This window comes from Roseospira navarrensis, from assembly GCF_009601025.1.
Taxonomy (GTDB): domain Bacteria; phylum Pseudomonadota; class Alphaproteobacteria; order Rhodospirillales; family Rhodospirillaceae; genus Rhodospira; species Rhodospira navarrensis.
The window spans coordinates 1-25,623 of the sequence record NZ_WIVE01000044.1 but is presented as its reverse complement, the minus strand read 5'-3'; the positions used below and the strand labels follow the sequence as shown (position 1 = coordinate 25,623).

20 protein-coding genes and 1 tRNA gene are annotated in these 25,623 nt (G+C 71.5%); 12 read left to right on the top strand and 9 right to left on the bottom strand.

The window, feature by feature from the left end:
* Positions 1-18 precede the first annotated feature (18 nt).
* Positions 19-1,821: an O-acetylhomoserine aminocarboxypropyltransferase gene (locus tag GHC57_RS13280; RefSeq protein ID WP_153345021.1), complete on the bottom strand. Its 1,803-nt coding sequence runs from the start codon at positions 1,819-1,821 to the stop codon at positions 19-21.
* Between the two features lie 623 nt (positions 1,822-2,444).
* Here GHC57_RS13280 and GHC57_RS13275 point away from each other — a divergent pair.
* A complete protein-coding gene (locus tag GHC57_RS13275; RefSeq protein WP_153345019.1) occupies positions 2,445-2,882 on the top strand; it encodes a hypothetical protein in 438 nt (145 codons plus the stop codon).
* A 1,094-nt stretch (positions 2,883-3,976) separates the two neighbouring features.
* Positions 3,977-5,383, top strand: a complete 1,407-nt coding sequence (locus tag GHC57_RS13270) for an SEL1-like repeat protein (protein ID WP_153345017.1) — start codon at positions 3,977-3,979, stop codon at positions 5,381-5,383.
* 320 nt (positions 5,384-5,703) lie between these two features.
* Here GHC57_RS13270 and mltA read toward each other — a convergent pair whose 3' ends face one another.
* Together mltA and GHC57_RS13260 are read right to left on the bottom strand one after the other, a co-directional pair.
* Complete coding sequence (gene mltA, locus GHC57_RS13265) at positions 5,704-7,224, bottom strand: murein transglycosylase A (RefSeq protein ID WP_153345015.1); 1,521 nt, start codon at positions 7,222-7,224, stop codon at positions 5,704-5,706.
* Between the two features lie 10 nt (positions 7,225-7,234).
* Positions 7,235-7,954, bottom strand: coding sequence for a Tim44/TimA family putative adaptor protein (locus GHC57_RS13260; protein ID WP_153345012.1), 720 nt, complete (start codon positions 7,952-7,954; stop codon positions 7,235-7,237).
* 349 nt (positions 7,955-8,303) lie between these two features.
* Here GHC57_RS13260 and GHC57_RS13255 point away from each other — a divergent pair, with 349 nt between their 5' ends.
* From GHC57_RS13255 to rpoN, 9 genes are all read left to right on the top strand, one after another.
* On the top strand, positions 8,304-8,906 hold the full coding sequence (locus GHC57_RS13255; RefSeq protein WP_153345010.1) for an FxsA family protein: 603 nt from the start codon (positions 8,304-8,306) through the stop codon (positions 8,904-8,906).
* A 433-nt stretch (positions 8,907-9,339) separates the two neighbouring features.
* Entirely contained in the window at positions 9,340-9,861 is a 522-nt protein-coding gene (gene secB, locus GHC57_RS13250; protein WP_153345008.1) for a protein-export chaperone SecB, read from the top strand.
* A 123-nt stretch (positions 9,862-9,984) separates the two neighbouring features.
* Positions 9,985-10,071 (top strand) — tRNA-Leu (locus GHC57_RS13245).
* Positions 10,072-10,304: 233 nt separating this feature from the next.
* A complete protein-coding gene (locus tag GHC57_RS13240; protein WP_153345045.1) occupies positions 10,305-10,916 on the top strand; it encodes a ribonuclease D in 612 nt (203 codons plus the stop codon).
* Positions 10,917-11,033: 117 nt separating this feature from the next.
* Positions 11,034-12,026, top strand: coding sequence for a KpsF/GutQ family sugar-phosphate isomerase (locus GHC57_RS13235; RefSeq protein ID WP_343031174.1), 993 nt, complete (start codon positions 11,034-11,036; stop codon positions 12,024-12,026).
* A gap of 94 nt (positions 12,027-12,120) precedes the next feature.
* Positions 12,121-12,849 (top strand): LPS export ABC transporter periplasmic protein LptC, encoded by a 729-nt coding sequence (gene lptC / locus GHC57_RS13230; protein ID WP_170294874.1) that lies wholly within the window; start codon positions 12,121-12,123, stop codon positions 12,847-12,849.
* Entirely contained in the window at positions 12,846-13,853 is a 1,008-nt protein-coding gene (locus GHC57_RS13225) for an LptA/OstA family protein (protein WP_153345003.1), read from the top strand. The genes lptC and GHC57_RS13225 overlap by 4 nt, the downstream gene beginning before the upstream one ends.
* A gap of 83 nt (positions 13,854-13,936) precedes the next feature.
* A complete protein-coding gene (gene lptB, locus GHC57_RS13220; protein WP_343031175.1) occupies positions 13,937-14,671 on the top strand; it encodes an LPS export ABC transporter ATP-binding protein in 735 nt (244 codons plus the stop codon).
* Positions 14,672-14,757: 86 nt separating this feature from the next.
* Positions 14,758-16,305: an RNA polymerase factor sigma-54 gene (rpoN, locus tag GHC57_RS13215; protein ID WP_153344999.1), complete on the top strand. Its 1,548-nt coding sequence runs from the start codon at positions 14,758-14,760 to the stop codon at positions 16,303-16,305.
* An 80-nt stretch (positions 16,306-16,385) separates the two neighbouring features.
* Here the strand turns inward: rpoN and GHC57_RS13210 are convergent, their stop codons facing one another.
* The 6 genes from GHC57_RS13210 to GHC57_RS13185 form a co-directional block, all read right to left on the bottom strand.
* A complete protein-coding gene (locus GHC57_RS13210) occupies positions 16,386-17,360 on the bottom strand; it encodes a ParB/RepB/Spo0J family partition protein (protein ID WP_153344997.1) in 975 nt (324 codons plus the stop codon).
* 4 nt (positions 17,361-17,364) lie between these two features.
* Positions 17,365-18,216: a ParA family protein gene (locus tag GHC57_RS13205; protein ID WP_153344995.1), complete on the bottom strand. Its 852-nt coding sequence runs from the start codon at positions 18,214-18,216 to the stop codon at positions 17,365-17,367.
* Positions 18,152-19,009 carry a 16S rRNA (guanine(527)-N(7))-methyltransferase RsmG gene (gene rsmG / locus GHC57_RS13200; RefSeq protein ID WP_343031172.1) on the bottom strand — a complete coding sequence of 286 codons (858 nt, stop codon included), beginning with the start codon at positions 19,007-19,009 and terminating at the stop codon, positions 18,152-18,154. Before rsmG ends, GHC57_RS13205 begins: the two co-directional genes overlap by 65 nt.
* A 437-nt stretch (positions 19,010-19,446) precedes the next feature.
* Positions 19,447-21,417 (bottom strand): tRNA uridine-5-carboxymethylaminomethyl(34) synthesis enzyme MnmG, encoded by a 1,971-nt coding sequence (mnmG, locus tag GHC57_RS13195; RefSeq protein ID WP_153344993.1) that lies wholly within the window; start codon positions 21,415-21,417, stop codon positions 19,447-19,449.
* A 423-nt stretch (positions 21,418-21,840) separates the two neighbouring features.
* Entirely contained in the window at positions 21,841-22,821 is a 981-nt protein-coding gene (locus GHC57_RS13190; protein WP_153344991.1) for a quinone oxidoreductase family protein, read from the bottom strand.
* Positions 22,822-23,005: 184 nt separating this feature from the next.
* On the bottom strand, positions 23,006-25,087 hold the full coding sequence (locus GHC57_RS13185) for a thioredoxin domain-containing protein (protein ID WP_153344989.1): 2,082 nt from the start codon (positions 25,085-25,087) through the stop codon (positions 23,006-23,008).
* A 165-nt stretch (positions 25,088-25,252) separates the two neighbouring features.
* Between GHC57_RS13185 and GHC57_RS13180 the strand changes: the two genes are divergently transcribed.
* Complete coding sequence (locus tag GHC57_RS13180) at positions 25,253-25,528, top strand: DUF6489 family protein (RefSeq protein WP_153344987.1); 276 nt, start codon at positions 25,253-25,255, stop codon at positions 25,526-25,528.
* Positions 25,529-25,623 lie beyond the last annotated feature (95 nt).

Here is a 25,623-nt window from a genome sequence, read left to right as displayed (position 1 = left end):
GTCGCCCGAACCGGCGCGTCAGGCCGACTCGAGCGCCCGGTCCAGGTCGGCGATCAGGTCGGCGGCGTCCTCGATGCCGATGGACAGCCGGATGACATCATCGCCGGCGCCGGCGGCCGCGCGCTGCTCCTCGGTGAGCTGGCGGTGGGTGGTGGAGGCCGGGTGCAGGATCAGGCTCCGCGTGTCGCCGATGTTCGCCAGATGGCTGAACACGTTCACGCTTTCGACCACCCGGATCCCCGACTCGAAGCCGCCCTTGACGCCGAACGTGAACACCGCGCCCGGGCCGCCGGGCAGGTACTTCTCGGCCAGCGCCTTGAACGGCGAGGTGGGCAGCCCGGCGTGGGAGACCCAGGCGACCTTGGGGTGCCCGGCGAGGTATTCCGCCACGGTCTTCGCGTTGGCCACGTGCTGGCGCATGCGAAGGGGCAGCGTTTCAATGCCCATGATGGTCAGATAGGCGTTCTGCGGGCTCAGGGTCGGGCCGAAGTCGCGCAGAGCGACCGCGCGGGCCTTGGTGGTAAAGGCGAAGTCCCCGAACGTCTCGTAGAAGGTCAGGCCGTGATAGGCCGGCTCCGGCTTCGCCAGCGAGGGGAACTTGTCGGACTTGGCCCAGTCGAACCGGCCCGATTCCACGATCGCCCCGCCCAGGGCGTTGCCGTGCCCGGAGAGGAACTTGGTCGTCGAGTGCGTGACGATGTCGGCGCCCCACTCCAGCGGCCGGCACAGATAGGGCGTGGCCATGGTGTTGTCCACGATCAGCGGGATCCCGGCCTCCTGCGCGATGGCCGCGACCGCCTCCAGGTCCACGACGATGCCCCCGGGGTTGGCCAGGACCTCGATGAAGATGGCCTTGCAGGTCTCCGTCAGGGCGCGGCGGAAATTCTCCGGGTCGGTCGGATCGACGAAGTGGCAGGTCCAGCCCAGCTTCTTGAACGACAGCCCGAACTGGGTGATCGACCCGCCGTAGAGGTTCCGGGCCGCGATGAACTCGTCGCCGGGCTCCAGCAGGGTGAAGAAGGTCAGGAACTGCGCCGCGTGGCCCGAGGCCGCGCAGCAGGCCGCGCGCCCGCCCTCCAGGTTGGCGATGCGCTCTTCCAGCACCGAGACCGTGGGGTTGGACAGCCGCGCGTAGACATGGCCGAAGTTGTGCAGGTTGAAGCGCGCGGCGGCCTGGTCCACGTCGTCGAAGACATACGAGGTGGTCTGGAAGATGGGCGTGCTGCGCGCCCCCGTGGTGGGGTCGGGGCTCGCCCCCGCGTGCACCGAGCGGGTGGCGAAGCCGTAGTCCGTCTTGCCGGCGGCGCCCGCGCCCTGGCCGGGGGCGCGCTTGGCCCGCGACGAGATGACGCCCGAGTTCACCCCGTACCAGCCCAGCTCGCCCCCCAGGCGGCCGTATTCGATCTTGGGGCAGCGGTCCATGATGACGGTCAGCCCGGCGGCTTCGGCCCGCTCGGCCGCCGCGTCATGGCGGATGCCGAGCTGCATCCAGATCACGCGCACGCCCTTGTCGGCGGCGACGGCCAGGGTCTCCTCGACGAGGTCCGGCACCGCGTCGGCGGCGCGGAACACGTCCACCATGTCGAACGGCTCCGGCACGTCGGCGAGGCTGGCGTGGACCGTCTCGCCCAGGATGGTGTTGCCGGCCTGGGTCGGGTTCACCGGGATGACCCGGTAGCCCTTCTCCTGCAGGTACTTCATGACGAAGTAGCTGGGCCGGTTGTAGTTGGCCGAGGTGCCCACCATGGCGATGGTCTTCACGTCGGCCAGGATGGCGCGGATCTGGGCGTCGGGGTAGCTGAGGGCGGCCTGGTGCGTCATCGGGGCGGGTCCTGTCCTGTGCGCGCGCGGAACGGGGCCCACTGAAGCGTGATGTGGCGGTGGGGTCAATGGGGGGCAGCAGGTTCGCTTACAATGTGTTGCGCAGAATATTACCGGCTACATATGATATGTTGAATCCGCGTTCATGCTGCCATATGCGAACAAACCCATGTCTGACCCCGATGTGACCGCCGACGATGTCCAGCGCTTCCTGAAAGAGGTGGCGAAGCGGGAGGTGTGTCCGTCGTGCCGGACAGCGGAGGAGCCAATTCTTCTCGAAGAAGACTCGTTCCAAACGAGGCTCGACTTGAGCCCACCTGAAAGCACACCTGACCAAGTCCATATCGTTCGAACGTTTCTTCCCGTCGGGGACCGCCAATATTCTTCAATTGGCACTGGGAACGGAAGATCCCGCTACAGAATTAGACTGCTTGCGGTCCTCTGCGCGAATTGCGGAAAAATGGATACTTATGCGCTGGACCGGATTTGGGATTGGGTGAAGAGAGAGCAAGATGCCTGAAACCTCCCCTCTTTGGCTCCGGGATGTTGTCGAAGGCGGCCGTGTATCCGGCCTTGCCGGCGGTGGGCCGCCATCGGATGATGGGGGCGGAGGTGAGCCGCCCATGCTGGAACAGCGCGTTCAGATCCTGGAAGAGCGGACCGGCCGCATCGAGAGCAAAGTCGATGCGATCACGGTCAAGGTTGAATTGATGGCTGACCAGCAGTCCGAGTTGCGCGCCGACATGCGGGCGATGATCGCCGACCTGCGGACAGAACAGAGCGCAGCATCCGAAGGGTTGCGCGCCGACATGCGCGCCCTGGCCAGCGATTTTCGGACCGACATGGCGGCCCAGACCGAAGCCTTCCGGACCGACATGAAGGCCATGGCCGGGAACCTGAAATCCGTCGAGGTCTCGCAGGCCGACATTCAGGGCCAGCTTGCCCGGATGCCGTCCACCTGGACCATGACGACGACGTTCATGGGGGTCTCGCTGGCCTTCGTGACGCTTCTGGTGGCCGGGATTGCGCTGATCCCGGTGATCCAGGGCTGGCTGTCCTGAGGCGCCGCCGCTTCACTCCAACCCTTCGTATCGTCAGGCCGTAGGGCGGAGTCGCTCCGCGCCGCGGGGCCATCCGCCGGATGCGGTCCCGCTCCCGGCGGGCTGCCCCCGCCGCGTCTCCATGCGGGGTACGGGCGGGGCGAACCCGCTCTACGGTCCTTCACTGAAGCGCGACGGGCCGGCCGGCCCGGACGGTAAGGCGCGCGCCCTCCACGGACCATCCCACGGCCACACGCCCCACGACCAGACGCATTGAGAACTCGTCCTTGAATTGCTATAGAGGCGTTATTGTACCTCTACTCGCAGTCACCGGGAGCCCGTGTCTCATGGAGCATGCACGACCCTCTGGGCTTGACGCCGTTGCCGCCGCGTTTGGACGTGTCCGGGCCCGCACCGCCCTCCCTCCGGCTCTTGCTGCCGTCGTCGCGCTTTGGGTGTTCCTCGGCGGCGGGGTGGCCCCGATGACCGACCCGGACGCCCCGCACCCCGCGTCGTCAGCGATCCTGGGCCTGGTCGCCGGGCCATCGCCGGCCCTGGCGCAGTCCCGCCCGCCGCCGCCGCGTCCGGGCCAGTTGAGCAGCCAGTTCAACCGGCAAGCCGCACCCATGCGCCCGCCCAACCGCCCGCCGGCCACCCTGCCCCGCGTGCAGACCCGTCCGCCAATCACTCGCCCGGGCGTGACCCGGCCGCAACCGCCGCGATGGGGCGGCCCCGGAACCACGCGCGGTCAGGCCCTGCGATGGTGGACGCAGCCCCGGCCCGTCCCCCAGCTCCGGCCACGGGGCGTGATCGCTCGAAGCGCGGACCGGACGGCGTTCCAGCAGCGCATGGATGCCCTGCGGCGGGCCGCCATGCCCCCCGGGCGCACGGGGCCCGGCCGGCCGGCGGCCAGCGAGCCGCGCCCCATCAAGAATCTCAGCATCGTCAATCCGCCGCATGGGGTGTTGGGATCTCACTTCAAGCCGGCGGCGCAGGGCCTCAGGCCTGGAGGTCCAGGCAACCGGCCGCCTCACGAGAGACTCAGGGACATCTTCAACCGCAGCTCCGGCGCGAACTAGCGCCATCCGGCGACCCACAGACGGAGACACAGACCCATGACCCGCGCGTTGCTTTTCGCTTCTGTTCTGACCGGGACCCTGGCGCTGACCGCCAGCGGCATCGCGGCAAGCGGCCCCGCGTCCCGGACTCTGCCCGGCCCCGCCCTGTCCGGCGCGCCGTCCCTGCTGTGGAAGGTGCAAGCCGACGGCAACCCGGAGCAGGCCTGTCGCTCGGCGCTGGAGCGCGCCGGCGTGACTCCCGCGCAGGGCGGGCTCCCCATCCTCGGCCCGGACGGGTCGGAGCGTCTGGACCGCTTCGTGTGCGACCTGGCCGCCAACGGCCACGAGGTCACGTCGGTCGAGTCCCTGGACGACGGCCGCACCCGCATGAAGATCCTGGAGGGCTCCGGCGCCTTCATCCACGTCACCCTGGACATGGTGGAGGCCCTGCCCAACCAGACCATGCTGGTCGGTCAGGCGCTGGGCGACGCCAACAGCCAGCCGCCCATCACGGTCGCCGACTGGCAGGCCTATGTGGGCGGCCTGATGACGGGTGGCGCCATTGATGCTGAAACGGCGCGGGCGCGGGCCGACGACTGCGACGCGCTGGCCGGCGATCCCGATGACCCACAACGGGCCGGACCGGGCGTCCCGGCGGAGTCGGTGGACGTCCAGGCCGCCTACGATGCCTGCTACGAGGCCGTCGCCGGGGGTGAACAGGCGCCGCGCCTGCTGTTCCAGTTGGGGCGCGTGCTGCTGCTCGGCGGTTATACCCAGGACGCCGTCGCCCCCCTGATCGAGGCGGCTGACCAGGACCACGCCGCCGCCAAGGGCTATCTCGCGGAACTGGTCGCGCAGGGGGCCGGCGGCCTCGAACCGGACCCGGAACTGGCCCAGGGCCTCCATCAGCAGGCGGCCGCGGCCGGGTTCGCGCCGTCCACCGAGATCCTGGAGGCCTCGCAAGCGGCGACCGCCCTGGACTATGACCGCTTCAACCGGCCCGACCTCATCAGGGCGCTGCATCAGGGCGACAAGGATGCGTTCTGGTCGGCCCGCTCCGGCCTGATGATGGAGGAGCATGGCGCGCCGCTGACCCTGATCCACTACTTCACAACCTTTGTGGAGCAGATGAGAAACCCCTACCACGGCATGGGGTGCCCCGGAAGCATGCGGGCGGGCATCATCCCCGCCCTGGAAAGACGGGCGTTGACCACCACCGATCCCATGGCCGGCCTGGGCGGCATGATGAGCGTCCTTGAGGGCATCATGCAGGACCCTGGAGTCGCCTCCGGAGATCCCAGAGGCATCATGGCTCCCATCGTGGAGGGTGAAGCGACCGTCGAAACCCTGCGGGAGGCCGGCGGCATGGATGCTCTGGCGCTCGTGCGGACCTTCGACTGCAATGATCCGGCGATGCAGACCATCCTGTCCAACCTGGACGCGTTCGTGCGGGAGGGCCCGTAATACCGGCCGACGGAAAGGTTCATCCTTTTCGTCGGCCGGCCGGCCCGACTGGGCCGGCGCCGCGAAGTGGCGGAGCCGCGCGCCCCAAAGAGGCGCTGCGGCGACAAAAACAAAGACTGATTCTGACAGGTCGTCGCAGCGACCCTGTGTCGAAGGAGTCATCCTCATCATCGGCCGGGATAATACTGCCCGGCCTTTGAAGCCCGTAGGGTGGAGTCGCCCCGCGACACGGGGCAATCCGCCGGATGCTGGGGTGTCGCGGCGGCGTGCGCCTGTGGCGCGAAGCCGCCCGACGGCCTGATCCTGAGACCCGGCGCCCCTCACATCATCAGCGGATCGGGAGCCGTTTCGGCGCGGGGCACCAGCAGGTAGGTGCGGCCCGGGCTGGCCATGCGGCCGGCCTTCTCGAACGCGGCCTCGCCGCTGCCCCAGAACACATCGCCCCGGTTGATGCCCTTGATGGCCGAACCCACGTCCTGGGCGGCCATCAGCCGGCGCAGCGGCAGGCCGTCCGGGTCGGTGGTCTCCAGCCACACCAGCCCGCCCAGCGGCACGAACCGGGGGTCCACCGCCAGACTGCGCAGCGGCGTGAGCGGCACCCCCAGCGCGCCGATGGGGCCGTCCCCGGCGATCTCGCGGAAAAAGATGTAGCGCGGGTTCTCGCGCATCAGGGCCTGACCCTGCGCCGGGTTCTCGCGCAGCCACGCCCGGATCGCCGGCATCGAGGACCCGTCGGCCAGCCCGCGTTCGCGCACCAGCCGCCCGATGCCCACGAACGTCTGGCCGTTGTTGGCGGCATAGCCGATGCGGGTGCGGGTGCCGTCGGGCAGGGTCACCTGCCCCGACCCCTGAATATGCAGAATGTGCAGGTCCACCGGGTCCTTGGCCCAGAACAGCACGGGGGCGACGCGGGCGATGGCGCCGTCCTCGATGGCCGCGCGGTCGTGGTAGGGCGCCAGGTGTCCGTCCACCCGCATGCGGCCCTGGCCGGACTCCATCACCAGGTCCGTGGGCGGGCCGTGCACCGGAATTTGATAGGCCCCGCCCCGGCTGCGCGCGGCCTCGATGTGGGCTTCGTAATAGCCGGTGAACAGGCCGTCCGCGTCGCGGTCCGTGCTGACCACGGCGTGGGCCTCGAAGGTGCGGAGCAGGTAGTCCCGGAACGCCTTGGGCTCCCCCCGGGGCACCGTGGCCAGCGCGTTGCAGGCCGCCTGCCAGTCGCCCACGCGGCGGGTGACGGCGACCAGCGCCGGATGACCCTGGATCGCCATCGGCCGGTCGGCCGGAAGCTGGGTCAGCTTGTCACAGGACCGCTCCAGGGCCGGCCGCGCCTCGGCCACGGCGTCGGTATGCCAGCCGGGCAGGGCCTGCAGGCTGATGGGGGTATAGCGGGGCTCGGGCGGCGGCGGCACGCGCGGCACGCAGGACAGCGCGACGGCGCCCAGGCCGACCGCCACGGTCACACCGACACCGACCGAGACGCGCCGACGCAGCCCGGCCGGTCTGCGTTCCCAGGCGCGCAGCAGGCGTTCCGACCGCACGCGGGTCTTGCGCGACAGCCGCCGCGCGGTTCGCCCGATGGGACGGGACAGCGCGCCGGGAGAGAGGCTCTTCAGTCGGTCGGGATCAAGGCGGGAGGGTCGCAGGGACGCCGGCCGGGACAATCGCGCCCTGGCGCCGGTCACAACGCCTGTTACGACACCGGGCGCGGCCTGCCGGGCCTGGGCGAGGCCGCCGACAACGCTGGCCTTGAGGGCCTTCAGGTGCGCGCCGGCCCCGGCGGAGCGGCGCAGGGCATCGCGGACGCGGGCACCGGGGGCGAGAACCCTGCGCCAGTCCATCGCCCGCGGCTCAGTCGTCGTCGTCTGGGGTGCGGGTGGCCACCAGCGCCCAGTTGGGATCGCGGGACCCGGTATCGCGGGCGAAGGTCCAGATGTCGGTGACCCGGGCGATGTGGTCCGGATCGCCGTCCACCACCTTGCCGTCGCCGTCGCGCACCACGTTGACCTGATCGGTCTCGAAGCGGACGGTCACGGCGGCCGTGCGGTCTTCCACCCCGGCCTCGACGATGGCGATCTTCTTGAAGCCGAGCAGTTCGGTCTCCATGGACTCGCCGGCGGACTCCCGCTCGTCGATGGCGCTGGCGAAGCCGTCGTAGACGGCATCCGCCAGCAGCGGACGCAGGGTGTCCTTTTCGCCCCGGGCGAAGGCCTCCACGATCATTTCGAAGGCCGAGCGGGCGCCGCCCAGGAAGGCCTCGGGGTCGAAGTCGCGATCCACGCCGCGGATGGCCTCAAGGCCCGGCATGGCGGACCGATCAAAGCCGGCGCCCCGCGGGATGGGCGTGGCCGAGTCGTCGCCGGCCTCGTCCGCCTGACCGTCGCGACGGCCGGGCAGGTCGATGACGTTGTCGTCCCGCGCCTCGCGCTGGTTCGCCTGCGCGTCGAAGGGCGTACGGCGCGGCTTCTCGTTGCCCGTGCGCTTGCCCAGAACGCTGCGCAGACGCAGCACCAGGAACGCCGCGATCATGGCGAAGAAGATGATGTCGAGGAAGGGGAAGCTGTCGCCCATGGCCGATCGAAACTCGCCGAGTGGATCCCGGGGACGCGGTCGCCCACGCCCGGGACGTGATGTGCTCGCCAACGTGGCGGTCGAAAAGGGTCCGTGATGTCTGTCGGTCCGGACGGTGGCCCGGTCGGTCCGCTCCGCCTGATCCGCCAGTGTGCGGGACCGGCGGACCCGGATCAACCCGCGATCTGCGCGCATCGGAACCAGAGCGCCGATCCGACAGGCGGTACATAAGAAGTGCCGGGGATCGGAGCAAGGCGAAATCGGGGTGGGTGTCAAGGATTCCCTTGCCACGCCCGGTCCGGTCGGCGACCGTGTCGGCCTCCGTCCGTCCGAGAGAGTCGAGAGATCCATGCCCTTTCTGCTGCTTCTGGCCTTCATCGGCGTCCCGCTGCTCGAAATCGCGGTGTTCATCCAGGTCGGGGGCCTCGTCGGCCTGGGCTGGACGCTGGCCCTGGTGATCCTGACGGCGATCATCGGCACCCTGCTGCTGCGCGCCCAGGGCGTCGCGACCCTGAACCGGGCGCGCACCAGCCTGGACCGGGGCGAAATGCCGGTGCGCGAGGTGTTCGACGGCGCCTGCCTGCTGGTGGGCGGCGCGCTGCTGCTGACCCCGGGCTTCGTCACCGACACCCTGGGCTTCCTGTTGCTGCTGCCGCCGGTGCGGAGCTGGCTGCTGACCAGACTGAAGCAGAGCGGCCGCCTGCACGTCCACGGCGCGGGCATGCACATGGGTGGCGGCATGGGCGGCGGCAGGCCGGGGCAGGGTCCCCGCCCGGGCGGCCGGGGTCCGGTGATCGACGGCGACTACGAGGACATCGGCGACCGCGACGACAGCCGGCCCGACCTGGGCGAGCCCGGACCGCCGCGCCCCACCCGCTGGGGCGGCCTTGGCGGCGCGGGGGGCGGCGATGACGGCGGCGCGTCCTTCGATCCGCCGCACCGGGACGACTGATCCCGGTCGGCCCCGCACGTGGAGCCGAGCAACAGGCTCAGGTGAACGGGATCGCGCCAGCCTGTCTTTGCTGCGGGTCTGGGGCTCGTGCGCGAGATCCTTCAGGCGCGTCGCGCCTTCAGGATGACATCCTGTAATTTTAGTTTGTCATCCCGAGTGAGCGAAGCGAGACGAGGGATCTCGAGAGGCGTGCCCTGACGGCGCGGAAGGCACCGTCAGGGACCCGTGACCTCTTCGCGCCCGCCCGCGGGGCGGCTCGGTTGCCCGCCGCGGGGCATCATGCTAGGTCACCTGGCGTTGCGCGGCCGCCGCCGGGCGCGGACGCCGCGCCGCATCGTCTCGGTCCGACGGCCTCGATCGAGGCCCGTTGGAGTCCGTCGCCGACCCGAATTCTGCCCCTTCCCAGTCACGATCACGCGGGAGTGAGTGAACGATGAGCGATCCGCAGCCCCAGGCTCAGCCGGGCGCCGGCCAGGAAGCGCCGCCCCTGGTCATCAATGCCCAGTATGTCCGCGACCTGTCCTTCGAGGCCCCGAACGCCCCCGGCATCTTCGCCGAGATGCGCTCGTCGCCGGAAATCAACGTCAGCGTGGATGTCCAGGCCACCACCCTGGACGAGGCCCGCAAGCTCTACGAAGTGCGCCTGAAGCTCAATGCCGAGGGCAAGGTGGGCGAGAAGACCGCCTTCATCGCCGAGCTGGAATACGGCAGCGCCGTGACCATCAACGCCCAGCAGCCGGATCACCTGAACCCGCTGCTGTTCATCGAGGTGCCGCGCCACATGTTCCCGTTCGCGCGCAGCATCCTCTCGGACATGACGCGCGACGGCGGCTTCCCGCCGGTGGTGCTGCAGCCGATCGACTTCGTGGCGCTGTTCCGCCGCCGCGTGGAAGCCATGCAGAAGCAGCAGCAACAGCAGCAGGCCGGCGACCAGGGCCCCGCCGGCACGGCCTGACGGGCCGCGTGGCGCGCCGGGCCTCCGCCGCCCGGCGTCGCCGCAATGCCCCTGAAATTTTCCCGTTGACACGGGGTGGGCCGACCGCTAGAAACCCGGCCTCCAACGCCCCGTTGCCCCATTGCCCAGGTGGCGGAATTGGTAGACGCGCAGGTTTCAGGTACCTGTGGCCGAAAGGCCGTGGAAGTTCGAGTCTTCTCCTGGGCACCATCATCGCGGGCGCGGCCCGCCCCGGCCGGACGGACCTTCCCGACCGAACGGGGCGCGGGTCCGGGCCAGGGCCGCCCCCCGGGTCGCCGGGTGCGTTCGATCCGTCCCCATCCGATCCCGGGCCTGGCGCTGCATGTGCCGGGCCTGTTTTGGTTTGGGGCCGACGATCCGGCTCGGGATCCGAAGGCGGGCCGGGCGGAGCCACCACCTTGAGCGAGGCCACGAGCGAGGTCATGGGCGCCATCCTTCTTCACGAGCACGATCTGCCCGCCGACGTCGCCTTTTCCGGCAGCGTGGCCGTCGATACCGAGACCATGGGGCTGAAGCTGCACCGCGACCGCCTGTGTCTGGTGCAACTGTCCGCCGGCGACGGCACCTGTCATCTGGTGCGCGTGGCGCCCGAGGGGCCGGCCCCCAACCTGTGCGCCCTGATGGCCGACCCGTCGGTGGTCAAGATCTTCCACTTCGCCCGCTTCGACGTGGCCATGCTGCTGGCCCGCTTCGGCGTGCTGACGGCCCCGATCTACTGCACCAAGATCGCGTCCAAGCTCAGCCGCACCAACACCGACGCCCACGGCCTGCGCGCCCTGTGCAAGGAACTGTTGGGGGTCGAGATCTCCAAGCAGATGCAGACCTCGGACTGGGGCGCCCCGACCCTCTCGCCGGAGCAGCAGCAGTACGCCGCCAGCGACGTTCTTTACCTGCACCGCCTGCGCGACCACATGGACGCCCTGCTGGCGCGCGAGGGCCGGACCGATCTGGCCCGGGCCTGCTTCGACTTCCTGCCGCAGCGCGCCCGTCTGGACGTGGCCGGCTGGGCGGACGAGGATGTGTTCGCGCACTGATCCCGGCGGCGCCGGCCCGCGCCCTTCCCCCATCTCCGTTCCGCTCCCGAGGAAAGGGCCTCGATGACGTCCCCCGCCTCCCGGTCTTCCGCCCCTCCCGCCGACGGAGACGCCGCCGTGTCCCCCGAGACGCTGACCCCGGCCCGCGCCAGCGCGCGCCGGGTGCTGCTGGCCGAACGGGACGCGCTGGGCGATCTGGCGGACTCCCTGGGCCAGCCGTTCGACGCGGCCGTGGCCGCCCTGGCCGCCTGCCGGGGGCGGGTGACGGTCACCGGCATGGGCAAGAGCGGCCATGTGGCGCGCAAGATCGCGGCCACCATGGCCTCGACCGGGACCCTGGCCCAGTTCGTCCACCCGGCCGAGGCCAGTCACGGCGACCTGGGCATGATCGGCCGCGACGATGTGGTGCTCGCCCTGTCCAACTCCGGCAACACGCCGGAACTGTCGGACATCATTGCCTATACCCGCCGCTTCGGCATTCCCCTGATCGGCATGACCCGCCGGTCCGACGGCGCCCTAGCGCAGGCCGGCGACGTCTCGCTGGTGCTGCCCCCGCACCCGGAGGCCTGCCCGCTGGGCCTTGCGCCCACCACCTCCACCACGCTGATGATGGCGCTGGGCGATGCGCTCGCCGTGGCCCTGCTGGAGGCGCGCGGCTTCAGCGCCCGCGACTTCCAGGTGTTCCACCCGGGCGGCCGCCTGGGCAAGGCGCTGCTGCGCGTCGAGGAGGTCATGCACAAGGGCGAGGCGCTGCCGCTGGTCACGCCCGACACCCCCATGTCCCGCACCCTGATCGAGATGTCCCGCAAGGGCTTCGGCTGCGTCGGCATCGTCGAGAGCCTGAGCCCGGACGGCCCGCCCGGCCCGCTGTTGGGTATCGTCACGGACGGCGACCTGCGCCGGAACATGTCCGCCGATCTGGTGCAGCGCCCGGCGAAGGACATCATGACCCGCAACCCCCGGACCGTGCCGCCGACGCTGCTGGCCGCCGAGGCGCTGCATGTGATGAACGGCGAGGCGCGCCCCATCACCAACCTGTTCGTGCTGGACGAGGGCCGCCCGGTCGGCTTCATCCACATGCATGACCTGTTGCGGGCCGGCGTGGACTAGACCATTTTCCTCGGGTGGGGATTGCGCACGGGCCCCGGTCCACCCCGGCCGGGGGGGTGCCGGAGCCGCGTGCGCGCACACAGGGCAGGCGACCATGACCCGGGATGACTCTGGCAGCCTCGGCGCCGACCACGACGGTGGGCCGGCGCGGAAACCGCCGCTGGCCGCGGCGGGGGCCGCGCTGTCGGCGCCCGCGCGCCGGCCCGGTCCGGCCATGCGCCGCGCCCGGCACTATTCCCGATTCGTGGTGATGATGAAGCTGCTGCTGCCCAGCGTGGCGGTCGTGATGCTCGGCATCGTGCTGGCCTGGCCGCAGATCCGGGAGCGCACCGAGCAGCTCGACCTGGGCTTGCCCGACATGGACCCGCGCGACGCCAACCCCCGCGTTCTGGAGGGCCCGCGCTATCACGGCTTGGATGAACAGGACCAGCCCTATACCCTGATCGCCGAGACCGCCGAGGAACTGGAAGGGCATCCGGACTGGGTCGATCTGGTCGAGCCCGTGGGCGACATCTCGCTGCACAGCGGCCGCTGGGTCTCGCTGGAGGGCAACACGGGGCTGTATTCCAAGATCGAGCGCACGCTGGATCTGAGCGGAGACGTCATGCTGTACCGGGACGACGGGTTCGAGTTCCATACCGAGGGGGCGTTCATCGACCTCCGCACCAGCAGCGCCCGCGGCTCGCGGCCGGTGCGCGGCCAGGGGCCGGGCCGCACCATCCGGTCCGAGGGCTTCGACATGCAGGACGGCGGCGCCGTGGTCACCTTCACCGGCAAGGCCCGCCTGCTGATGGACGATGCGGGCGGAGGGATCGCGCCATGAGGCGGGTGTTCATTCTGCTGGCGGCGGGCCTGATGGCGCTGCCCGGGCTGTCCGGAGTGGCAACCATGGCCCCGCCCGCCTGGGCTCAACAGGCCGCCATCGGCGCCGACGGCGCCGGCGAGGACGATCCGCCCATCGAGGTGCTGGCGGACGACGGCATCGAATGGCGCCGCGACGAACAGGTCTACATCGCGCGCGGCAACGCCGTGGCCATCCAGGGCGACAGCCGCGTTTACGGCGACGTGCTGGTGGCGCACTACCGCGAATCGGCGGAAGGCACCAACGAGATCTACCGGATGGAAGCGCGCGGCAACGCCCGCATCGAAAGCCCCGAACGCACCGTCACGGGACAGACCGCCGTATACAATGTGGATACCGGCATCCTGGTGGTGCGCGGCGAGCCCCTGAGCATGGTGACCCCCGAAGAGACCGTGACCGCCCGCGACAGCCTGGAGTACTGGTCCAACGACCGCCTGGCCGTGGCGCGCGGCGACGCCAAGGCGGTGCGCGTCAACGGCGACATCGTCGAGGCCGAGGTGTTGACCGGGCTGTTCGCCGAAGCCGAGACCGAGAGCGAAGGCGGGGGCGACGATGCGGGTGACGGGGCCGCGTCGGCTCCACCCCCCGCCGCATCCGACGGGACCGAGGGGGAGACTCCGGCCGGCGCGCCCGACACCGGCGGCCTGGAACGGCTGGAGGCGTTCGATAACGTGGTGATCCGCACGACCGAGGAGGTTGTTCGCGGGGCCCGCGCCGTCTATGACGTGGCGTCGGGCATGGCCACGGTGGTCGGGGATGTGACCATCACCACCGAAACCGATCAGTTGGCCGGCCAACGGGCCGTCGTGGACATGAACACCGGCGTGAGCACCCTGCATTCGGGCGACGGCGCCGACGGCGACGGCCGGGCCCGGGCGCTGATCGCGCCGCAGCGTCCCGCCCCGGCGCCCGATCCCGGGACCGCCGGACCCACCGGGGCCATTGGCCCGGGGTCGGCCGAGTGACCGCACCGCGCCGACGGGGCCGAAAGGAGGAAGGTTTGAACCGCTCCGAACGCTGGCTGGAAGAAGACCAGGCGGAGTCCGGGATCCCGCACGCCAGGGGCATCCTGTCGGCCCGGGGACTGGGCAAGCGCTATCGGCGCCGCGCCATCCTGTCCGGGGTCAGCCTGTCCGTGCGGCGGGGCGAGGCCGTCGGCCTGCTGGGCCCCAACGGCGCCGGCAAGACCACCTGCTTTTATTGCATGACCGGATTGGTGATGCCCGACGCCGGCGTCATCGAGCTGGACGGCCAGGACGTCACCGCCCTGCCCATGTACCGCCGCGCCCGCCTGGGGGTCGGCTACCTGCCGCAGGAGGCCTCGATCTTCCGGGGTCTGAACGTGGAGGAGAACCTGCGCGCCGTGCTGGAGGTGGTGGAACGGGACCGCAACGCGCGCGAGGACGCGCTGACCAACCTGCTGTCGGAGTTCTCCATTTCCCATCTGCGCCATTCGCCGTCGCTGTCGCTGTCGGGCGGCGAACGCCGCCGGGTGGAGATCGCCCGCGCCCTGGCGACGCGGCCGTCGTTCATCCTGCTCGACGAACCGCTGGCCGGTATCGACCCCATCGCCGTCAACGACATCCGCGAGCTGGTCGGCCACCTGAAGGACCAGGGCCTCGGCGTGCTCATCACCGACCACAACGTCCGGGAAACCCTGGACATCGTGGACCGGGCCTACATACTCCACGAAGGGCGCGTGATGATGGAGGGGGCGCCGTCGGAGATCGTCGCTCACGAGGGCGTGCGCCGGGTCTACCTGGGCGAACGCTTCAGCCTGTAGGCCCGCGCGGGACGGGGCGGCGGAGGCGATGAGCCGGACCCGTCCGGGGCATCGCCGATCAGGATACAATGAGGGACTGGGCGCCCATGGGACTGTCACCCCGGCTCGACCTGCGGCAGGCGCAAAGCCTGGTCATGACCCCGCAACTGCAGCAGGCCATCAAGCTGCTGCAGATGTCGAACCTGGATCTGACCGCCTACGTCGAGCAGGAACTGGAGCGCAACCCGCTGCTGGAGCGGGACGAGCGGGCCGCGTTCGATACGCCGCCCGAACGCGCCGAGGTGCGCCCGGACGCCGAGTCCGCCGTCATCGTGGACCGCGGCGGCGGCGAGGGCGCGGACGGCCCCTCCCCCCTCGACCAGGACTACAACACCGACCGCGACGAGGCCGGCGCGGGCGACATGGCCGGCCCGGTCAACGGCGACGCCGAAGGCGGGCTCGATGCCCTGGGCCTGTCGCTGGGCGCCTGGGGCGGGGGCGGCGGCGGCTCGCGCGACTTCATGGACGACGAGCGCGGCCTGGAAGAGACCCTCAGCCGGCCGGAGTCGCTGCGCGAGCACCTGAGCGAGCAGATCGCGCTCGACCTCGACGACCCGGCCGACCGGCTGATCGCCACCCATCTGCTGGGCCTGCTGGACGCCTGCGGCTATCTGACGGCCTCGGTGGCGGAGGTGGCGGCCACCCTGGGCGCGCCCGAGGATCAGGTGGCGGGGGTGCTGGCCCGATTGCAGCGCTGCGACCCGCCGGGGCTGTTCGCGCGCTCGCTGAAGGAATGCCTCGCGCTGCAACTCGCCGATCGCAACCGGCTCGACCCGGCCATGGTCGCGCTGCTGGACAACCTGGACCTGCTGGCCCGGCGCGACATGGCGGCGCTCATGCGGGTCTGCGGCGTCGATGCCGAGGACCTGCGCGAGATGATCGCCGAGGTCCGCGCGCTCGATCCCAAGCCCGCCCTGCGCTTCGAGGGCGAGCCGATCCAGACCGTGGTGCCGGACGTGGTCATGCGCCCGAACCCCGAGGGCGGCTGGGTGATCGAACTGAACGCCGACACCCTGCCCCGCGTGCTGGTCAACCGCCGCTACCTGGCCCGCGTCAAGCCGGCGGCCAAGGGCGACAAGGCGGTGCAGGCGTTCCTGGGCGAGAGCCTCCAGACCGCCAACTGGCTGGTCAAGGCGCTGGACCAGCGCGCCACCACCATCATCAAGGTCGCGGGCGAGATCGTGCGCCAGCAGGACGCTTTCCTGGCGCACGGCATCCAGCACCTGCGCCCGCTCATCCTGCGCGACGTGGCCAGCGTGATCGGCATGCACGAAAGCACCGTCAGCCGGGTGACCAGCAACAAGTACATCGCCACGCCGCGCGGCCTGATCGAGCTGAAGTACTTCTTCACCCAGGCCATCAACAGCAGCGCGGGCGGCGAGGCGCACTCGGCCGAGGCGGTGCGGGCCCGCATCAAGGCGCTGATCGACGCCGAGCCGCCGGCCAAGGTGCTGTCGGACGACCGGATCGTGACCATCCTTAAGGGCGAGGGCGTGGACATCGCGCGGCGCACGGTGGCGAAGTACCGGGAGTCGCTGCGCATCCCCTCGTCGGTGCAGCGCCGGCGCGAGAAGATGGCCATGGCGGGCGGCTGACCGCGCGAGGGGCGCGCAACGGCCGCCGCGAAGCGGCGGAGGCCATGAACCGGACCTGTCCGGTTCATGGCCGATCCATCTCACCAATCGTGGCCGTCTGCGGGGCCGTCGTCCGGGCCGTTGGCGGGCGTGCCGGAGGACAGGCGGGCCAGGATCTCGTCAAGCTGGGCGAGGCTCTGCCACGTCACGGTCACGGTGCCGCCGCCGCTGCTCTTCTGGTCGATGGACACGGTCATGCCGAGCTGCGCGCCCAGGTCGCGTTCCAGGGCCAGGGTATCGGCGTCCTTGTCCACGGCCGCGCCCTCCCGCGACCGGCGGGGCCGCGCCTGGGCGGGGCGATTGGCCGCCTGCCGGGCCAGCGCTTCGGTCTGGCGCACGTTCAGGCCCTTGCGCACCACCTCCTCGGCGAAGATCGTCGGGTTCTCCAGGGTCAGCAGGGCGCGGGCGTGACCGGCGCTGAGCGCGCCCTCCGACACCATGTCGCGGACGCCCACCGGCAGTTGCAACAGGCGCATGGCGTTGGCCACATGGCTGCGGCTCTTGCCGACCACCTCGGCCAGATCCTCCTGGGAGTGGTCGAACTCGTCCACCAGGCGGCGATAGCCCTCGGCCTCCTCGATGGGGTTCAGGTCGGCGCGCTGCAGGTTCTCGACGAGCGCGACCTCCAGGGTCTCGCGGTCGTCCAGGTCCCGCAGCAGCACCGGCACCTCGTGCAGGCCGGCGCGCTGGGCGGCGCGCCAGCGGCGCTCGCCGGCGACGATCTCGAACGCCCCGGGGCTGTTCGGATCCGGGCGCGCCAGCAGCGGCTGAAGCACGCCGCGCACGCGCAGGCTTTCAGCCAGTTCGTCCAGGCCCGCCTCGTCGAAGGTGCGCCGGGGCTGGTACGGGCTGGGCGCCAGCCGGTCCACGGGGATCAGACGCACGCCGCGCCCCGCCCCGCCGCTGGCCGTGCCGGGGTCCGCCGCGCCGCTGTCGCTGGTCTCCGGGGTTTCGGCCGGCATGTCCTCTCCGAACAGCGCGGACAGGCCGCGCCCCAGGGTCTGTCGTTTCGCCATGGGCCTATGCCGCCAGTGTCTTGTGCTGGCGGAGCAACTCGCCCGCCAGTTGGATGTAGGCCTTGGACCCGGCGCATCCGGTATCGTACAGCAGCACCGGCTTGCCGTGCGACGGGGCTTCCGAGACGCGCACGTTGCGGGGGATCACCGTGCGGTAGACCTTGTCGCCGAAGTAGCCGCGCACATCCTCCGCCACGGTCTCCGACAGGTTGTTGCGCTTGTCGAACATGGTCAGCACGATGCCCTGGAGGGTCAGGGCCGGGTTGAAGCGGCCCTTCACCCGTTCGATGGTCCGGGTCAACTGGCTGATGCCCTCCAGGGCAAAGAACTCGCACTGCAGCGGAATCAGCACCGCGTGGGCCGCCACCAGCCCGTTGATGGTGAGCAGCCCGAGGGCCGGCGGGCAGTCGATCAGGATGTAGTCCACCCCCGCTTCGGGCAGGCCGCGCGTGAGCGCGTCGGCCAGCCGGTGTTCGCGCCGGTCGGCCTGCACCAGCTCCACCTCCGCGCCCGCCAGATCCGGGCCGGCGGGAATGACCGTCAGGCCCGGAACCTCGGTCGCAAGGCCCGCGCGCTCCAGGGTCAGGTCCCCGGACAGCAGGCGGTAGGTGTCCTGGCGCCGCGCCTCGCGCGGGATGCCGAATCCGGTCGAGGCGTTGCCCTGGGGGTCCAGGTCGATGACCAGCACGCGCTTGCGCGTGGCGGCCAGGGCGGTCGCCAGATTGATGGCGGTGGTGGTCTTGCCCACACCGCCCTTCTGGTTGGCGATGGCCAGGATGTGCGGCCGGGCGTCAGGTGTCGGTGGCGACACGGCGGATCTCCCGAAGGATGAGGATGGTCCCGGGCCCGCCGCCATCACCCGCCCCCCCTGCGACGGCGGGGGCCTGAGATGAGGAGGCGCGGGCGGAAACGTCGGGGGCCGGGCGACGTGTGACGCGCATGATCCACCGATCGGCGCAGGCGGTCAATTCGTCGTCGGCGGTGCGGCCCTTGGGCAGCAGCGCGGTGCCCTCCGGCGCGAGGTGACGGGTCACCATCGGCAGCAGATCCGTGAGCGGGGCCAGGGCTCTTGCCGTCACCACGTGGGCGGCGAGCGGGTCCAGGGCCTCGATCCGGTGGGCATGGACCGTCACCGGCGTTTCGGTCACCCGGGCGGCCTCGCGCAGAAAGGCGGCCTTGCGCTGGTCCGATTCGACCAGGTGGACGTCGGGCGCGCCCAGAATGGCGAGCACCAGCCCGGGAAAGCCGGCCCCCGATCCCAGGTCGGCGAGTCGGCGCGCGTCGGCGGGGATCAGGGGGAGCAGCGCAGCCGACTCGACGATATGGCGGTCCCAGGCGTCCGGCAGCGTGGCCGGACCGATCAGGTTGATCCGCTGGGTCCAGGTGGCCAGCAGCTCCACCAGGGTGGTCAGACGGGCCAGCGAGTCGTGGGCGACGGCGGCGGGGTCCAGATCGAGCGCGGCGGCCAGACGGGCGCGCCGTTCCGCCTCCGGCGGCAGCTCCAGCGCGGGCGGGGACCGCCGACCAGGGCCGGGACCGCGCCCGTCCCGGGCCGCGCGGGTGTGCGGATCACGGGGTGGACGGCGGTCGCCGGCACGACGGCCCGGGGGCGGCCCTCCGGAGGGCGGACGGGAACGGGAGGGAGCCATGGGAACGCGGGTCCTCGACGGGCAGATGACGCAGGGGAAGGAGGCGGGGCCGTCATACCCGAGACGGCCCGGCCTGTCTGCCCCTGCGGTGGCGCGGATTGCGGGACGGCCGGGTGGACGCCCCTTGGTGCCTTGGTGTCTTGGTGGTGAACGCCGCCACCCGGGCGGAACAAGAACCACCAAGACACGGAGACACCAAGGCGTCGGCTCACATCCGCCCGGACATCGTGGCCCGGGTCCGGCGAGGCAACGGACCCCCGCCACGGCGACGCACGACGGGGCGGCGGGTGACGCCCGCTTCGTGTCCTCTGTGGCTCTGTGGTGAATTCCGCCACCCGGGCGGCACAAGAACCACCACGGCACGGAGACACCAAGGCGTCGGCTCACATCCGCCCGGACATCATGGCCCGGCGACAGACGCGAGTCGGCCCGAGCCGTCAGGCCGAGCGGCGGCGCGTGTAGGCCAGCAGGGCCGTGACCGCGGCCGGAGTCATGCCCGGCAGGCGGGCGGCGGCGCCCAGGGTCGCGGGGCGGGCGCGGGTCAGCACCTGGCGGACCTCGTTGGACAGGCTGCCGATGGCGGCGAAGTCCAGGTCCTCGGGCAGGCGCAAATCCTCGTCGCGGCGATAGGCGGCGATGTCCCGGTCCATGCGGGCCAGGTAGCGATCATAGCGCGCGGCGACCTCCACATGGCCCGCGATCTCGGGCGCGATGCCGGCCAGCTCGGGCCACAGCGTGGTCAGGCGCTCCAGGGTCACGTCCGGCTGGGCCAGCAAGTCGAAGGCGGTGCGGCGCTGGCCGTCCTGGTTCACCGTCCAGCCGGCGCGGGCCAGGTCGGCCGGGGTCATGGACAGGGACCGGGTCAACGCCTCGGCGGCGGCCAGCCCGTCGCGCTTCACGGTCCAGGCCGTGGCGCGGACCGGACCCACCACGCCAACGGCAAGGCCCCGATCCGTCAGCCGCTGGTCGGCGTTGTCGGCGCGCAGACGCAGCCGGTACTCGGCCCGGCTGGTGAACATCCGGTAGGGCTCGGTCACACCGCGCATCACCAGGTCGTCCACCATGACGCCCAGATAGCCCTCGGCCCGGTCCAGGGTGAAGGCGGGCCGGTCAGCTCGCCCGGCGACCGGATCGGCGCCCCCCTGCCCCGCCACCAGCGCGGCATTGACCCCGGCCTGCAGGCCGAGCGCACCGGCCTCTTCGTAGCCGGTGGTGCCGTTGATCTGGCCGGCCAGGAACAGGCCGGGCACCGTGGCGACCTCCAGGGTCGGGCGCAGCACGCGGGGGTCCACGTGGTCGTATTCGATGGCGTACCCGGGCTGGAGGATGGCGGCGTGCTCCAGGCCGGGGATGGTGGCCACCAGGGCCGCCTGCACCTCGGCCGGCAGGCTGGTGGAGATGCCGTTGGGATAGATGGTCGGGTCGTCGAGGCCCTCGGGCTCCAGGAAGATCTGGTGATGGTCGCGGTCGGCAAAGCGGACGATCTTGTCCTCGATGCTGGGACAGTAGCGCGGGCCGACGCTCTCGATCCGGCCGCCATACAACGCCGAGCGGCCCAGGTTGTCGCGGATCACGGCGTGGGTCGCCGGGGTGGTGGCGGTGATGTGGCAGGGGATCTGGGGGACCGTGATGCGGTCCGTCAGGGTGGAGAACGGCTCGGGCGGGGTGTCGCCGGGCTGCGCCTGCAGCACCGCCCAATCGATGGTGCGGCCGTCCAGGCGGGGTGGCGTGCCGGTCTTCAGCCGCCCGAGCGGCAGGCCCAGCCGGGACAGGGCAGCCGACAGGCCCACGGCGGGCGGACAGCCGACGCGGCCGCCGGGCTCGGTCTCGGCCCCCCGGTGGATCAGGCCGCGCAGGAAGGTGCCGGTGGTCAGCACCACCGCGCCCGCGCGCAGCACGCGGCCGTCGGCCAGCACCACGCCGGCAACCCGGTGGCGACCGTCGGGGCCGGGTTCGGTCAGCAGGTCCTCGACCGCGCCTTCGACGACGGCGAGGTTCGGGGTCTCGACCAGCAGGGTCTGGATGGCCGCGCGGTACAGGCGGCGGTCGGCCTGGGCGCGCGGGCCGCGCACGGCGGGGCCCTTGGACCGATTGAGCACGCGGAACTGGAGGCCGGAGCGGTCGATGGCCCGCGCCATCAGGCCGTCCAGGGCGTCGATCTCGCGCGCCAGGTGTCCCTTGCCCAGGCCGCCGATGGCCGGGTTGCAGGACATGACGCCGATGGCGGCCCGGTCGTGCGTGACCAGAACCGTGCGCGCCCCCATGCGGGCGGCGGCGGCGGCGGCCTCGGTGCCGGCATGGCCGCCGCCCACCACCAGCACGTCGGTCGGGTGGAGTTCGGCGGTGGCGGGGGACAGGCACAAGGCCGCCAGCGGATCGTCGTGGGGCGGAAGGGGCGGAGCGGTCATGGGGCGCGGTTCAGTCCGGACGAAGGATGGGGCGCGGAGGCACGGTCTGTGCGGGGAAGATCGGGGCGCCGGACCGCGCCGTCAAGCGGACGCGCGCCGCGCACGGTTCATATCCATCGGCGGCGCGTGTGACGCGCCGCGGTCCATGCGTGGAAGAGGAGCCAGCACCGGCGAGTCTTTTTTTCTCGCCGCAGCGCCCCTGCGGGGCGCGCGGCTCCGCGGCTTCGCCGCGCCGGCGCAGTCGCGCCGGGTGGGGGCAAGGCAGCGCCCCCCGCAGATGTTTCACGTGAAACGCCGATCAGGGTCATAACCCCGGGCCCATCCTGTTTCACGTGAAACATGCGCCCGCGGACCGACGGGGCACCCGCCCCTTGTTTCACGTGAAACATGCCCCGGCCGCAAGCCCGCGACCGAGCCCGCCGACTACGGCAGCAGCACCGTCGAGCCGGTCGTCTTGCGCCCCTCCAGATCGCGCTGGGCCTGCGCCGCCTCCTTCAGCGGATAGGTCTGGTTGACCGCGATCTGCACCGCGCCGGACGCCACGACCCCGAACAGGTCCTCGGCGGCGGCCACCAGTTCGGCCCGGGTCGCGGTGTAGTCCATCAGCTTCGGCCGGGTCAGGAACAACGAGCCCTTGGCGTTCAGCGTGAGCGGCGAAATGGCCGGCACCGGCCCGGAGGCGTTTCCATACGTCACCATCATGCCGCGCCGGGCGAGGCAGTCCAGAGACCCCTCGAACACATCCTTGCCGACGCCGTCATAGACCACCGGCACGCCGGCCCCGCCGGTGATCTCCTTCACCCGGGCCACGAAGTCCTCGTCCCGGTACAGGATGGTATGATCGCAGCCGTTGGCCTTGGCCAACTCGGCTTTCTCCGGCGAGCCCACGGTGCCGATCACCGTGGCCCCGATATGCTTCAGCCACTGGCAGGCGATCAGACCCACCCCGCCGGCGGCGGCATGGAACAGCACGGTCATGCCCGGTTCCACCGGGAACAGGCGGCGGATCAGGTACTGCACCGTCAACCCCTGCAGCATCATGGCGGCGGCGGTGGGGTCGTCGATGCCGTCCGGAATCCTGACCAGCGACCCGGGCGCCATCACCCGCGCCTCGCTGTACGAGCCGATGGGGCCGGTGCCATAGGCCACCCGGTCCCCGACCGCCAACTCGGTCACCCCCTCGCCCACCGCCTCGATGACGCCGGCGCCCTCCATGCCGATGCCCGACGGCAGCGGCATGGGATAGAGCCCGCTGCGGTGATAGGTGTCCAGGAAGTTCAGGCCGACCGCCGTGTGGCGCACCCGCACCTGCCCGGGACCGGGGTCGCCGACCTCGACGGCCTCCCAGCGCAGGACCTCGGGGCCGCCGGTCTCGTGAAAGCGGATGGCGTGAACGGTGGACATGGTGTGGGGTCTCCCTTCCGAACATGTGCGGGGTGCGCCCGGGCCGGTCGCGTCAGGCCTGGGCCGATCGCCTCTGTGGTAGCATATCTGGAGGACGTCGGGACCCGATCTGCCGGGTGCCGGGACGCGGCGGAGTCCCTGCCCCGCACGGGTCCGGGTCAGGGCCGATCGGGATCATCCCTCATCACGCCGCGAGCCGGGCGGCCAGCGCGTCGGGGTCGGTCACCGGCTCCGAGCACACCGGGCCCCGGCAGACATAGGCGGTCGGACGGCCCGCCACCATGCCCTTGCCGTGGGCCGGGTGCCCCGCGGGCAGCGCGGCCGCCGGATCGATCCGCGCCACGACGACGCCTTCCGCCGGGGTCTCCGCCACCACGCGGGCGAGCGTATCGGTGGCCGCATCCCCGGGCGGGCCGACCAGCACCACCTGGGTGCCGGCTTCCAGCAGGTCCAGCGCCTCCAGCAGCGTGGCCGAATGGGGGAAGACCTGCGCCAGCGTGCCGGCGAAGGCCCGCACCGTCCCTTCGGCCAGGTCCCGATAGCGGGTCTCGCCGGTCAGCAGGAACAGCCGCGCCAGCGCCACCGCCATGGCCCCGTTGCCCGATGGCGTGGGGTTGTCCACCGCGCTGCGGGTGCGCACGATCAGGTCGTCCGCATCGTGGGCGGTCAGGAAGAAGCCGCCGGCCGCATCGTCGTGGTACAGGGCCACAGCGGTCTCGACCCAGGCCCGGGCGTGATCGAGGGTGGCCCCCTGCCCCGTGGCCTCGTACAGGGCCAGACCGGCCAGCGCCATCTGGGCGTAGTCGTCCAGCACGGCCGCCCGCTGCAGCCGCCCCAGCCGCCAGGCGTGGCCCAGCCGCCGGCACCCGTCGCCGTCGGTCCAGGTCATGGTGTCCACCACGCCCTGGAAGGCCTCCTCGGCCCGGGCCACCCAGTCCGGCCGGTCGAACGCCTGCCCGGCGCGCACCAGGGCGGCGATGGTCAGGCCGGTCCAGTCCGCCAGCACCTTGTCGTCGCGGGCCGGCCGCACCCGCTGGTCCCGCACCGCCAGCAGCCGCGCCCGGGCATCCGCCAATCGGGCGGCCAGGGGATCGGCGTCCGGGGCCACGCCGTCCTCCTCCGGGGCCGGCCCGGGCTGGGGACCCGAGCGGTTGAGAATCACCCGACCCTCCCAGTTGCCTTCGGGGGTCACGTCATAGGCGCGCTTGAACAGAGCGGCCGTCTCCGGGTCCTGGCCCAGACCGGCGTCGATCTCCGCTTCGGTCCAGACATAGAAGCGGCCCTCCTCGCCCTCGCTGTCCGCATCCAGGGCGGCGGCGAACCCGCCGTTGTCCGCCCGCATCTCGCGCTCCAGCCAGGCCACCGTTTCCTCGGCCCGCGCCCGGAACAGAGGCGTGCGGTCGGCGGTCCACACCCGGGTCAGCAGGTCGAGGAACAGGGCGTTGTCGTACAGCATCTTCTCGAAGTGCGGCACCAGCCATGTTTCGTCCGTCGCATAGCGCGCCAGCCCGCCGCCCAGGTGATCCCAGATGCCGCCCTGGCTCATGCGCTCCAGGGTGCGCCGGACGGCATCGCCCGGCGCCGCCTCGCCGGTGCGGCGGTGGGTCCGCCACAGGAAGGCGAAGGCATAGGCCATGGGGAACTTGGGCGCCCCCTGCAGCCCGCCGTGGACCGGGTCCACGTGCCCGGCCAGCCGCCGCGCCCAGCCGTCCAGGTCGGCCAGCGTCGGCAGCGGCGTCCCCGGGGTTGCCGCCCCGGCGCGGGCGTGGCTCTCCAGGCCCTCGCGCAGGCTGGCGGCGGCGCGGTCCACCTGCCCGTCGCCGGCGTGGTAGATCTCGGCCACCCGCCGCAGCACATCGGGAAAGCCCATGCGGCCGTACCGGGCCTGCGGCGGGAAGTAGGTGCCGCCGGTGAACGGCGTGCCGTCCGGCGTGAGGAACATGGTCAGCGGCCAGCCGCCCTGCTCGCCCATCATGGCCAGCGCGGCCATGTACAGGGCATCCACATCCGGTCGCTCCTCCCGATCCACCTTGATGCAGACGAACCGCTCGTTCATCAGCGCGGCGATCGCGGGATCCTCGAAGCTCTCGTGCGCCATCACGTGGCACCAGTGACAGGCGGCATAGCCGATCGACAGCAGCACCGGCGTGTCCGAGGCCCGGGCGGCGGCGAACGCCTCCGGCCCCCAGGCGTACCAGTGCACGGGGTTGTCCTTGTGCTGCAGCAGATAGGGGCTGGTCTCGGCCCCCAGGCGGTTGTGGGTCATCGGTGGCGGTCCTCGTCGCGGCGGCGGGCGGTCGACCGGGGTGTTGGCGTTTGACTCCCCGGATGCGATCGCTCAGGGTTGGGGATAAGGTTGGAACGGTCCCCCCGCCCTGCAACCGGGGACCGTCCCCGGGACCGTCCCCGGGAGGGCCAGGGAGACGCCGGCATGAAGCTGCACATCGACGTGGACTGCACCCCGGAAGAGGCCCGCGCCTTCCTCGGCCTGCCCGACGTGCAGCCGATGCAGACGGCGCTGATGGCCCAGCTTCAGGAACGGCTGGAGGCCAATCTGGCGGCGACCGATCCGGAGGTGCTGTTCAAGACCTGGCTGCCGCACCAGATCGGCAACCTGGAGCAGTTGCAGAAATTCTTCTGGCAGCAGTTCGCCCAGGCCGCCAGCCGCGCCACCGGCGGGTCCGGTCACAGCGGCGACCGGGAGTGAGCCGCGTCCCCCTGACCGGGCAAAAGAACCACCAAGACACGGAGACACCAAGGCGTCGGCGCTCATCCGCTCGGACAACAGGTGCCCGCGCCCGG

Bases quoted from the DNA above. Each gene is read 5' to 3' on its own strand.
- GHC57_RS13280 (WP_153345021.1), bottom strand. From the start codon at position 1,821: ATGACGCACCAGGCCGCCCTCAGCTACCCCGACGCCCAGATCCGCGCC.
- GHC57_RS13275 (WP_153345019.1), top strand. From the start codon at position 2,445: ATGCTGGAACAGCGCGTTCAGATCCTGGAAGAGCGGACCGGCCGCATC.
- GHC57_RS13270 (WP_153345017.1), top strand. From the start codon at position 3,977: ATGACCCGCGCGTTGCTTTTCGCTTCTGTTCTGACCGGGACCCTGGCG.
- mltA (WP_153345015.1), bottom strand. From the start codon at position 7,224: ATGGACTGGCGCAGGGTTCTCGCCCCCGGTGCCCGCGTCCGCGATGCC.
- GHC57_RS13260 (WP_153345012.1), bottom strand. From the start codon at position 7,954: ATGGGCGACAGCTTCCCCTTCCTCGACATCATCTTCTTCGCCATGATC.
- GHC57_RS13255 (WP_153345010.1), top strand. From the start codon at position 8,304: ATGCCCTTTCTGCTGCTTCTGGCCTTCATCGGCGTCCCGCTGCTCGAA.
- secB (WP_153345008.1), top strand. From the start codon at position 9,340: ATGAGCGATCCGCAGCCCCAGGCTCAGCCGGGCGCCGGCCAGGAAGCG.
- GHC57_RS13240 (WP_153345045.1), top strand. From the start codon at position 10,305: ATGGGCGCCATCCTTCTTCACGAGCACGATCTGCCCGCCGACGTCGCC.
- lptC (WP_170294874.1), top strand. From the start codon at position 12,121: ATGACCCGGGATGACTCTGGCAGCCTCGGCGCCGACCACGACGGTGGG.
- GHC57_RS13225 (WP_153345003.1), top strand. From the start codon at position 12,846: ATGAGGCGGGTGTTCATTCTGCTGGCGGCGGGCCTGATGGCGCTGCCC.
- rpoN (WP_153344999.1), top strand. From the start codon at position 14,758: ATGGGACTGTCACCCCGGCTCGACCTGCGGCAGGCGCAAAGCCTGGTC.
- GHC57_RS13210 (WP_153344997.1), bottom strand. From the start codon at position 17,360: ATGGCGAAACGACAGACCCTGGGGCGCGGCCTGTCCGCGCTGTTCGGA.
- GHC57_RS13205 (WP_153344995.1), bottom strand. From the start codon at position 18,216: ATGGCGGCGGGCCCGGGACCATCCTCATCCTTCGGGAGATCCGCCGTG.
- rsmG (WP_343031172.1), bottom strand. From the start codon at position 19,009: ATGGCTCCCTCCCGTTCCCGTCCGCCCTCCGGAGGGCCGCCCCCGGGC.
- mnmG (WP_153344993.1), bottom strand. From the start codon at position 21,417: ATGACCGCTCCGCCCCTTCCGCCCCACGACGATCCGCTGGCGGCCTTG.
- GHC57_RS13190 (WP_153344991.1), bottom strand. From the start codon at position 22,821: ATGTCCACCGTTCACGCCATCCGCTTTCACGAGACCGGCGGCCCCGAG.
- GHC57_RS13185 (WP_153344989.1), bottom strand. From the start codon at position 25,087: ATGACCCACAACCGCCTGGGGGCCGAGACCAGCCCCTATCTGCTGCAG.
- GHC57_RS13180 (WP_153344987.1), top strand. From the start codon at position 25,253: ATGAAGCTGCACATCGACGTGGACTGCACCCCGGAAGAGGCCCGCGCC.